This window comes from Streptococcus pseudopneumoniae (assembly GCF_001068775.1).
Taxonomy (GTDB): domain Bacteria; phylum Bacillota; class Bacilli; order Lactobacillales; family Streptococcaceae; genus Streptococcus; species Streptococcus pseudopneumoniae_N.
Genome location: NZ_JWAJ01000125.1, coordinates 1 through 11,022 on the forward strand (window position 1 = coordinate 1; position 11,022 = coordinate 11,022).

The following is an 11,022-nucleotide window of genomic DNA, read 5'->3' on the forward strand; positions in this document are numbered from 1 at the left end:
CAAGCGGTAAGGCAAGGGACTTTGACTCCCTCATGCGTTGGTTCGAATCCAGCTACCCCAGTTCTTAGGTAATAAATTCAAGATAAAAAGAAAAATATCTTAGGGTATTTTATTTTTATAATTGAAGGACGTGAACGATATAACATGTCTTTGCGGGTGCTTAGGAAAAAATTATAAGTATGTCAAGTTTAAGAAAAACTTGATTGTTGGAGGATTTTTTAGATGAACGAATTTGAAGATTTGCTAAATAGCGTTAGCCAAGTTGAGCCAGGTGATGTTGTTAGTGCTGAAGTATTGACAGTTGATGCTACTCAAGCTAATGTTGCAATCTCTGGAACTGGTGTTGAAGGTGTCTTGACTCTTCGCGAATTGACAAACGATCGCGATGCAGATATCAATGACTTTGTAAAAGTAGGTGAAGTATTGGATGTTCTTGTACTTCGTCAAGTAGTTGGTAAAGATACTGATACAGTAACATACCTTGTATCTAAAAAACGCCTTGAAGCTCGCAAAGCATGGGACAAACTTGTAGGACGTGAAGAAGAAGTTGTTACAGTTAAAGGAACTCGCGCTGTTAAGGGTGGACTTTCAGTAGAATTTGAAGGTGTACGTGGATTTATCCCAGCTTCAATGTTGGATACTCGTTTTGTACGTAACACTGAGCGTTTTGTAGGTCAAGAGTTTGATGCTAAAATCAAAGAAGTTGATCCTAAAGAAAACCGCTTCATCCTTTCACGTCGTGAAGTTGTAGAAGCAGCTACTGCAGCAGCTCGTGCTGAAGTATTCGGTAAATTGGCTGTTGGTGATGTTGTAACTGGTAAAGTTGCACGTATCACAAGCTTCGGTGCTTTCATCGACCTTGGTGGTGTTGACGGATTGGTTCACTTGACTGAATTGTCACACGAACGTAACGTTTCACCAAAATCAGTTGTAACTGTTGGTGAAGAAGTTGAAGTGAAAATCCTTGATCTTAACGAAGAAGAAGGACGTGTATCACTTTCACTTAAAGCTACAACACCTGGACCATGGGATGGCGTTGAGCAAAAATTGGCTAAAGGTGATGTTGTAGAAGGTACAGTTAAACGTTTGACTGACTTCGGTGCATTTGTTGAAGTATTGCCAGGTATCGATGGACTTGTTCACGTATCACAAATTTCACACAAACGTATTGAAAATCCAAAAGAAGCTCTTAAAGTTGGTCAAGAAGTTACTGTTAAAGTTCTTGAAGTTAACGCTGATGCAGAACGTGTATCTCTTTCTATCAAAGCACTTGAAGAACGTCCAGCTCAAGAAGAAGGACAAAAAGAAGAAAAACGCGCTCCACGTCCACGTCGTCCAAAACGTCAAGAAAAACGTGATTTTGAACTTCCTGAAACTCAAACAGGATTCTCAATGGCTGACTTGTTCGGAGACATCGAACTTTAATCCATTCGAATTTGAATAAAATCCTTTGTTTTTAAAACAAGGGATTTTTCTTTTTTCTACTAGCATTTTTTGATATAATGGTTTTATGTTATATTCAGAAAAAGAATCACTTTATCAAACAATAAATGAACAGCTCTCTTATCTTTTAGAAGGAGAGCCCAATGTGTTGGCTAATCTATCAAATGCCAGTGCTCTGCTAAAAACAAGCTTTCCCAATACTGTTTTTGCAGGTTTCTATCTATTTGATGGGAATGAACTGATTTTGGGACCCTTTCAAGGTGGAGTTTCATGTGTACGAATCGCTCTTGGAAAAGGTGTTTGTGGAGAGTCTGCAGCTAGTCGTCAAACAGTGATTGTTGGTGATGTTAAAACCTATCCAAACTATATTTCTTGTGATAGTAGTGCTCGTAGTGAAATTGTTGTGCCGATGGTTAAAGAGGGACGTCTTCTGGGCGTTCTAGATTTAGATTCATCTCTTGTTGATGATTATGATGACTTGGATCTGAAATATCTAGAAGAGTTTGTTGCTATTTTGTTAGAGAAAACCGAATGGAATTTTTCAATGTTTGAGGAGAAAGCGTAATGTATCAGGCCCTTTATCGAAAATATAGAAGCCAGACTTTTTCACAGCTAGTAGGTCAAGAGGTGGTAGCAAAAACTCTTAAACAAGCTGTTGAACAGGAAAAAATAAGCCACGCCTATCTATTTTCAGGTCCTCGTGGAACTGGTAAGACTAGTGTGGCTAAGATTTTTGCTAAGGCTATGAACTGCCCTAATCAAGTAGGGGGAGAACCTTGTAATAACTGTTATGTCTGTCAGGCGGTTACAAATGGTAGTTTGGAGGATGTTATCGAAATGGATGCAGCCTCTAATAATGGGGTTGATGAAATTCGTGATATTCGTGATAAATCAACTTATGCTCCAAGTGTTGCCCACTATAAGGTTTATATCATCGACGAGGTTCATATGCTTTCAACAGGAGCCTTTAATGCTCTTTTGAAAACTCTTGAGGAACCAACTCCAAATGTTGTTTTTATCCTAGCAACGACAGAGCTTCATAAGATTCCTGCAACCATCTTATCTCGGGTTCAGAGATTTGAATTTAAGTCTATCAAGACTCAGGATATTCGAGACCATATCTTCCATATTTTAGAAAAGGAAGGGATTGATTATGAGTCTGATGCTGTTGAGATTATTGCTCGTCGAGCCGAAGGTGGTATGCGGGATGCCTTGTCCATCTTAGACCAGGCTTTGAGTTTGACGCAGGAAGCTCGATTGACAACTGCTGTTTCTGAGGAAATCACTGGAACTATCAGTCTAAGTGCTTTGGATGATTATGTGGCTGCTTTGGCACAAAAAGATGTGACTCGTGCTTTGGAAAATCTTGATTTGATTTTTGATAACGGAAAGAGCATGACACGATTTGTAACGGATTTGTTGCAGTATTTACGAGATATTTTGATTGTCCAAACTGGTGGGGAGAATACTCACTATAGTGATCTCTTTAAGGATAACCTAGGTCTTTCACAGGCTGTTTTGTTCGAGATGATTGGAATTGCAACAAGTAGTTTAGCTGATATCAAGGCTAGCTTACAGCCTAAGATTTATGCTGAAATGATGACCATTCGTCTAGCTGAGCTTGAAGTTAAGCCTGAAATAACAGGTCAAGTCGCTGGTGAATTAGCCTCACTTAGAGAAGAAGTTGCGCGATTGAAACAGGCTCTGGCAAATGTTAACACGAGTCCTAAGCAGACTACACCAACACCGAGTCGTCCAGTTAACAGCAAGTCAATTTATCGCGTAGATCGCAATAAGGTTCAGTCTATTCTTCAAGAAGCTGTTGAAAATCCTGATTTAGCCCGTCAAAATCTAATTCGTCTCCAAAATGCTTGGGAAGAAGTTATTGAAAGCTTGTCAGGACCTGATAAAGCACTTTTAGTTGGTTCTCAACCTGTTGCGGCCAATGAGCACCATGCGATTCTTGCTTTTGAATCTAACTTCAATGCTGGTCAGACCATGAAGCGTGATAATCTTAATACCATGTTTGGCAATATCCTCAGTCAAGCTGCGGGATTTTCACCAGAGATTCTTGCTATTTCCATGGAAGAATGGAAAGAAGTCAGGGCTGATTTCTCAGCTAAGGCTAAATCGTCACAAGGTCAACCAGTTAAGGAAGAAGTGGAAGAATCTGTCCTTCCTCAAGGATTTGAATTTCTAGCGGATAAAGTGACCATAGAAGAAGACTAAAAGGATATTGTGACATAATACGATGAACAGACAACAATTTATAATCATGGCCTTATTTACTGCTGCTGAGACCTATTTCCTTAATGAATCTATCATGGAGCAACGGTATATTATGGCCTTGCTTTGGGCTATTTTAATCCTAAGAAATTTTAGAGTCAGCTATATTATGGGTAAAATTGTCAACGCTATTGATGACCATTTTCGAGGAAAGAAGTAACCCTCAGCTTCTAGACAAAATTAAAGCCTTTTAGGCTTTTTTTTGTTATACTATTAAAGTATATTTATTGACATTTTATCGTTTTTTACTAGAAAAATAAGGACAATTTTCTAGCGAAAATGGTAAAACGGATTGAAAAGAAAGGAATTATCATGTCAGTATTAGAGATCAAAGATCTTCACGTTGAAATTGAAGGAAAAGAAATTTTAAAAGGGGTTAACCTGACCCTGAAAACAGGCGAAATCGCCGCTATCATGGGGCCAAATGGAACTGGGAAATCAACTCTTTCTGCCGCTATCATGGGAAATCCTAACTATGAAGTAACCAAGGGTGAGGTTCTATTTGACGGCGTAAACATCCTTGAATTGGAAGTGGATGAGCGTGCGCGTATGGGGCTTTTCCTGGCTATGCAATACCCATCAGAAATTCCAGGAATTACCAATGCAGAATTCCTTCGTGCAGCTATAAATGCTGGTAAAGAAGATGATGAGAAGATTTCAGTGCGTGAGTTTATCACTAAGCTAGACGAAAAAATGGAATTGCTCAACATGAAAGAAGAAATGGCAGAGCGTTACCTCAACGAAGGTTTCTCAGGTGGTGAGAAAAAACGTAACGAAATTCTTCAACTCTTGATGTTGGAACCAACTTTCGCACTTCTTGATGAGATTGACTCAGGTCTTGATATTGACGCTCTTAAAGTTGTTTCTAAAGGTGTCAATGCTATGCGTGGTGAAGGCTTTGGTGCTATGATTATTACTCACTACCAACGTCTTTTGAACTATATCACGCCAGACGTGGTACACGTTATGATGGAAGGTCGTGTTGTTCTTTCTGGTGGTCCAGAATTGGCGGCACGTTTGGAACGTGAAGGATACGCAAAATTAGCTGAAGAACTTGGCTATGACTACAAGGAAGAATTGTAATTCCCTCGTATCTTTTAGGAGAAGTAAATGACTAAAGAAACTATTAAACTTTTTTCAGAAATGCACGCTGAACCAAGCTGGTTGTCTGAACTCCGTCAAAAAGCTTTTGATAAGATTGAGAGCCTAGAATTACCAGTTATTGAGCGTGTCAAATTTCACCGTTGGAATCTTGGTGATGGAACGATTACAGAAAGTGAGCCATCAGCAAATGTTCCAGATTTCACTGCACTAGATAACCACTTGAAGTTGGTGCAAGTAGGAACTCAAACTGTTTTTGAGCAAATTCCAGTTGAGTTGGCTGAACAGGGTGTTGTCTTTACAGACTTCCATTCAGCTTTAGAAGAAATTCCAGAACTGATCGAAGAATTCTTCATGTCATCTGTTAAGTATGACGATGACAAGTTGGCAGCCTACCACACAGCATACTTTAACAGTGGTGCTGTTCTCTACATTCCTGATAATGTTGAGATTGCTGAACCAATCGAAGGAATTTTCTACCAAGATAGTGATAGCGATGTGCCGTTTAACAAGCATATTATGATTATCGCTGGTAAAAATTCTAAGATTAGTTATCTGGAACGTTTAGAGTCACGCGGTGAAGGAAGTGCCAGAGCAACTGCTAATATTACAGTAGAAGTGATTGCTCGTTCTGGAGCTCAAGTGAAGTTTGCAGCTATTGACCGTCTAGGTGAAAACGTCACTGCCTACATTAGCCGTCGTGGTAAATTAGGAAACGATGCAAGTATTGACTGGGCAATCGGTGTCATGAATGAAGGGAATATCGTTGCGGATTTTGATAGTGACTTGATTGGAAATGGTAGCCATGCTGATCTTAAGGTAGTAGCTCTATCAAGTGGTCGTCAGGTACAAGGGATTGATACCCGAGTAACTAACTATGGTTGCAACTCAATCGGAAATATTCTTCAACATGGGGTAATCCTTGAAAAAGCAACTTTGACTTTCAATGGTATTGGCCACATCATCAAGGGTGCTAAGGGAGCAGATGCCCAACAAGAAAGTCGTGTTCTCATGCTTTCAGACCAAGCACGTTCCGATGCCAACCCAATTCTTTTGATTGATGAAAATGATGTCACTGCAGGACACGCGGCCTCTATTGGTCAAGTTGATCCAGAAGACATGTATTACCTCATGAGTCGTGGATTGGATAAGGCAACTGCAGAACGTTTGGTTGTTCGTGGTTTCCTTGGATCAGTAATCGTTGAGATTCCAGTCAAGGAAGTTCGTGATGAAATGATTGCGACGATCGAAGAAAAATTGTCAAAACGCTAAGGGGAAGCCTATGTTAGATGTAGAAGCGATTCGCAAGGATTTTCCGATTTTAGACCAGATTGTCAATGACGAACCTCTGGTTTATTTGGATAATGCTGCGACGACACAAAAACCACTAGCTGTTCTTGAAGCGATTAATCACTACTATGAGCAGGACAATGCCAATGTTCACCGTGGGGTTCATACCTTGGCTGAAAGGGCGACAGCATCTTATGAAGCCGCTCGTGAAACCATTCGTAAGTTCATTAATGCAGACTCCACAAAGGAAGTTCTCTTTACCAGAGGTACGACAACTAGTCTTAATTGGGTAGCACGTTATGCTGAGGAAATCTTGACTGAAGATGACCAGGTCTTGATTTCAGTCATGGAACACCATTCCAATATTATCCCATGGCAGGAAGCTTGCCGAAAGACTGGGGCAGATCTTGTTTATGTCTATCTCAAAGATGGAGCTCTGGATATGGATGACTTGCGTTCTAAATTGACTGACAAAGTTAAATTTGTTTCACTAGCTCACGCATCAAACGTTCTTGGAGTGGTTAATCCTATCAAAGAAATCACACAAATGGCTCACCAAGTTGGAGCAATTATGGTGGTGGATGGTGCTCAGTCTACGCCTCATATGAAGATTGATGTCCAGGACTTGGATGTGGACTTCTTCGCCTTTTCAGGTCACAAGATGGCTGGTCCGACTGGTATTGGTGTTCTTTACGGTAAAGAAAAATATCTGGAGCAAATGTCACCTGTCGAGTTCGGTGGGGAGATGATTGATTTTGTCTACGAGCAATCTGCTAGCTGGAAGGAACTCCCTTGGAAATTTGAGGCTGGAACGCCAAATATGGCGGGTGCTATTGGACTTGCAGCTGCAGTGGATTATCTTGAAAACATTGATATGGATGCCATTGAAGCCCATGAACAAGAATTGATTGCATATGTTTTTCCAAAATTGCAGGAAATTGAAGGTTTGACCATTTACGGTTCGCAAGATTTGGCTCAGCGTTCAGGTGTTATTGCCTTTAATCTAGGGGACCTTCATCCTCACGACCTTGCGACAGCTCTGGATTATGAAGGAGTAGCAGTTCGTGCCGGTCACCATTGTGCTCAACCTCTGCTTCAATATTTGGACGTCCCAGCAACAGCTCGTGCAAGTTTTTATATCTACAATACCAAGGCAGATTGCGACAAGCTGGTCGATGCTTTACAAAAGACAAAGGAGTTTTTCAATGGCACTTTCTAAACTAGATAGCCTCTATATGGCGGTGGTAGCGGACCATTCAAAAAATCCACATCACCAAGGGAAGTTGGAAGATGCTGAGCAAATCAGTCTCAACAATCCGACCTGTGGAGATGTCATCAATCTCTCTGTCAAGTTTGATGCAGATGACCGTTTGGAAGATATCGCTTTTCTAAACTCAGGTTGTACCATCTCAACTGCCTCTGCAAGCATGATGTCAGATGCAGTTTTGGGTAAGACTAAGAAAGAAATCTTAGAGCTTGCAACCATTTTTTCTGAAATGGTCCAAGGGCAAAAAGATGAACGTCAAGACGAGCTTGGAGATGCAGCATTCTTATCTGGTGTAGCTAAATTCCCTCAACGAATTAAATGCGCAACCCTAGCTTGGAACGCCCTTAAGAAAACAATCGAAAATCAAGAAAACAAATAAGACAAGCTTCTTTTGTCTTATGAATTATTAGAAATGAAGAATGAAAGAAAGGATATTATGGCTGAAGAAAGAGTAGAACCAAAACCAATTGATCTTGGTGAATATAAATTTGGTTTCCATGATGATGTAGAGCCTGTCCTATCGACAGGAAAAGGACTCAACGAAGGTGTTATTCGTGAATTATCTGCTGCCAAGGGTGAGCCTGAGTGGATGTTAGAATTCCGTTTGAAATCTTATGAAACCTTCAAAAAAATGCCCATGCAAACCTGGGGAGCAGACTTGTCAGAGATTGACTTTGATGACTTGATCTACTACCAAAAACCTTCTGATAAACCAGCACGTTCTTGGGATGATGTACCTGAAAAGATTAAAGAGACCTTTGAACGTATTGGGATTCCAGAAGCTGAGCGTGCCTATCTAGCTGGAGCTTCTGCCCAGTATGAGTCAGAAGTGGTTTACCACAACATGAAGGAAGAATTTGAGAAGTTAGGTATTATCTTTACAGATACGGATTCTGCCCTCAAGGAATACCCAGACTTATTTAAACAATACTTTGCGAAATTGGTACCGCCGACAGATAACAAGTTAGCTGCCCTCAATTCAGCAGTGTGGTCAGGTGGAACCTTTATCTATGTACCAAAAGGTGTCAAGGTAGATATTCCACTTCAAACTTACTTCCGTATCAATAACGAAAATACAGGTCAGTTTGAACGTACCTTGATTATCGTTGATGAGGGAGCAAGTGTCCACTACGTAGAAGGATGTACAGCGCCAACTTATTCAAGTAACAGCTTGCATGCGGCCATTGTAGAAATCTTTGCTTTGGACGGAGCTTATATGCGCTATACGACCATCCAAAACTGGTCAGATAACGTTTATAACTTGGTAACAAAACGTGCTAAGGCTCAAAAAGATGCGACAGTTGAGTGGATTGATGGGAACTTGGGTGCCAAAACAACTATGAAATATCCATCTGTTTACCTTGATGGAGAAGGTGCGCGTGGGACTATGCTTTCGATTGCCTTTGCCAATGCAGGGCAACACCAAGATACTGGTGCCAAAATGATCCACAATGCTCCACATACGAGCTCGTCTATTGTCTCTAAATCTATCGCTAAAGGTGGAGGAAAGGTTGACTACCGTGGACAAGTAACCTTTAACAAGAACTCTAAGAAATCTGTTTCTCACATCGAGTGTGATACCATTATCATGGATGACTTGTCAGCATCAGATACTATTCCGTTTAATGAAATCCACAACTCACAAGTAGCTTTGGAACACGAAGCCAAAGTATCTAAGATTTCAGAAGAACAGCTCTATTATCTCATGAGTCGCGGTCTCTCAGAATCTGAAGCAACTGAAATGATTGTCATGGGATTTGTTGAACCCTTCACTAAAGAACTTCCAATGGAATACGCAGTTGAGCTCAACCGCTTGATTAGCTACGAAATGGAAGGATCAGTCGGATAAACTTTATGAACAGAAACTGAGGCTGGGACAAAAGTCCTAGCCTCTCAATTATCTTTGGATTGTCGTGCAAGACGCAGTGGTTGAGTGGGCTCTACTACGCTGATTTCATCAGCTTTTACAGCCCTACTCAACTGTGCGGAGGTGGGACGACGAAATCGTATTCTAACGAATTACCGATTTCTGTCCCACTCTCAGTTTTTTTGATGAAAAATGCTAATAAATATTCACAAAAAGTCTTTTGTATGGTAAAATAATACAATCACATAAAGTGGGAGATGAATGATGAATATTTTTAGAACCAAAGACGTTAGTCTAGGTAAGACAGAAATGCATCGCCATTTAAAACTATGGGACTTAATTCTCTTGGGAATTGGTGCTATGGTGGGAACAGGTATCTTTACCATTACAGGAACTGCTGCAGCAACATTAGCAGGACCTGCCCTTGTGGTATCGATTGTAATTTCTGCTATTTGCGTATCCTTATCTGCACTCTTTTTTGCAGAATTTGCCTCTCGTGTTCCAGCAACTGGGGGTGCTTATAGTTATCTATATGCAATTTTAGGTGAATTTCCAGCTTGGATTGCTGGTTGGCTGACTATTATGGAATTTATGACAGCTGTTTCTGGTGTAGCTTCGGGTTGGGCGGCCTATTTTAAAGGTTTGCTTAGCCATTATGGAATTTCCTTGCCACAAGTCTTGAATGGAACTTTTAATCCTGAAAATGGTACTTATATTGATTTTTTACCAATTTTAGTAATTCTACTTGTTACAGGTGTTGTACTTTTAAATTCGAAAGTAGCTCTTCGTTTTAATTCTATTCTTGTTGTTTTAAAATTTTCTGCTCTTGCTTTATTCATTTTAGTTGGAATCTGGTACATTAAACCTGAAAATTGGTCAGACTTTGCTCCATTTGGCTTTGGTCAGATTTATGGTGGAAGCACTGGGATTATGGCAGGAGCTTCACTCATGTTCTTTGGGTTTTTAGGGTTTGAGTCCATTTCTATGGCAGTTGATGAAATTCAAAGCCCCCAGAAGAATGTACCGCGTGGAATTGTTTTATCTTTGACTATCGTAACCATTCTTTATGCCTTAGTTACCTTGGTGTTGACGGGGATTGTTCACTATAGCAAGCTCAATGTTGATGATGCAGTGGCTTTTGCTCTGAGAAGTATCGGTATTGGTTGGGCAGCTAATTATGTTTCACTCGTTGCAATTTTTACTTTGATTACGGTATGTATTTCCATGACTTACGCCTTGTCTCGAATGATTTATAGTTTGGCACGTGATGGACTGTTACCTCAAAGTTTTAAAGAAGTGACCACGACTAGTCGTGTTCCAAAGAATGCAACTATCTTAACTGGTGTTGTTTCAGCAATTGCAGCTGGGATCTTCCCACTTGCAAGTATTGCAGCCTTTCTCAATATCTGCACCTTAGCCTATCTTATTCTCCTAGCCTATGGGATCATCAAATTGAGAAAAGATAAGGGTATGCCAAAAGAGGGCGAGTTCAAAACTCCCCTGGTTCCTTTTTTACCAATCTTGTCTATTCTGATTTGCCTCTCATTCATGCTTCAGTATACTCTTGAAACATGGATGGCATTTGGAATTGCCTTGTTAATAGGAATTATTATCTACTTTACTTATGGCTATAAACATTCAACTGTAGCTGAAAATGAATAAAGAAAAAGAGAGTGGGACAGAAATCGGTAATTCGTTAGAATTTGATTTCGTCGTCCCACCTCCGCACAGTTGAGTAGGGCTGTAAAAGCTGATGAAATCAGCGTAG

General features: G+C 40.4%; 10 protein-coding genes. All 10 read left to right on the top strand.

Features of this window, described 5'->3' with window-relative positions; genetic code table 11:
* Window positions 1–222: 222 nt before the first annotated feature.
* The 10 genes from rpsA (at window position 223) to ADF68_RS07375 (ending at window position 10,916) form a co-directional block, all read left to right on the top strand.
* Window positions 223–1,425 (top strand): 30S ribosomal protein S1, encoded by a 1,203-nt coding sequence (gene rpsA / locus ADF68_RS07330; protein WP_001001618.1) that lies wholly within the window; start codon window positions 223–225, stop codon window positions 1,423–1,425.
* Window positions 1,426–1,510: 85 nt separating this feature from the next.
* On the top strand, window positions 1,511–2,008 hold the full coding sequence (locus ADF68_RS07335; protein ID WP_049549252.1) for a GAF domain-containing protein: 498 nt from the start codon (window positions 1,511–1,513) through the stop codon (window positions 2,006–2,008).
* A complete protein-coding gene (gene dnaX, locus ADF68_RS07340; RefSeq protein WP_049549253.1) occupies window positions 2,008–3,672 on the top strand; it encodes a DNA polymerase III subunit gamma/tau in 1,665 nt (554 codons plus the stop codon). Before ADF68_RS07335 ends, dnaX begins: the two co-directional genes overlap by 1 nt.
* Before the next feature lie 22 nt (window positions 3,673–3,694).
* Window positions 3,695–3,889: a DUF3272 family protein gene (locus ADF68_RS07345; RefSeq protein ID WP_049503772.1), complete on the top strand. Its 195-nt coding sequence runs from the start codon at window positions 3,695–3,697 to the stop codon at window positions 3,887–3,889.
* Between the two features lie 152 nt (window positions 3,890–4,041).
* Entirely contained in the window at window positions 4,042–4,812 is a 771-nt protein-coding gene (gene sufC / locus ADF68_RS07350; protein ID WP_049503774.1) for a Fe-S cluster assembly ATPase SufC, read from the top strand.
* 27 nt (window positions 4,813–4,839) lie between these two features.
* A complete protein-coding gene (gene sufD / locus ADF68_RS07355) occupies window positions 4,840–6,102 on the top strand; it encodes a Fe-S cluster assembly protein SufD (protein ID WP_049549254.1) in 1,263 nt (420 codons plus the stop codon).
* A gap of 10 nt (window positions 6,103–6,112) precedes the next feature.
* Window positions 6,113–7,339 (top strand): cysteine desulfurase, encoded by a 1,227-nt coding sequence (locus ADF68_RS07360; protein WP_049549255.1) that lies wholly within the window; start codon window positions 6,113–6,115, stop codon window positions 7,337–7,339.
* On the top strand, window positions 7,326–7,766 hold the full coding sequence (gene sufU / locus ADF68_RS07365; protein ID WP_049549256.1) for a Fe-S cluster assembly sulfur transfer protein SufU: 441 nt from the start codon (window positions 7,326–7,328) through the stop codon (window positions 7,764–7,766). Before ADF68_RS07360 ends, sufU begins: the two co-directional genes overlap by 14 nt.
* A 57-nt stretch (window positions 7,767–7,823) precedes the next feature.
* Window positions 7,824–9,236, top strand: coding sequence for a Fe-S cluster assembly protein SufB (gene sufB / locus ADF68_RS07370; RefSeq protein WP_049549257.1), 1,413 nt, complete (start codon window positions 7,824–7,826; stop codon window positions 9,234–9,236).
* 282 nt (window positions 9,237–9,518) lie between these two features.
* Window positions 9,519–10,916 carry an APC family permease gene (locus ADF68_RS07375; RefSeq protein ID WP_049549258.1) on the top strand — a complete coding sequence of 466 codons (1,398 nt, stop codon included), beginning with the start codon at window positions 9,519–9,521 and terminating at the stop codon, window positions 10,914–10,916.
* The last annotated feature ends 106 nt before the right edge of the window (window positions 10,917–11,022 follow it).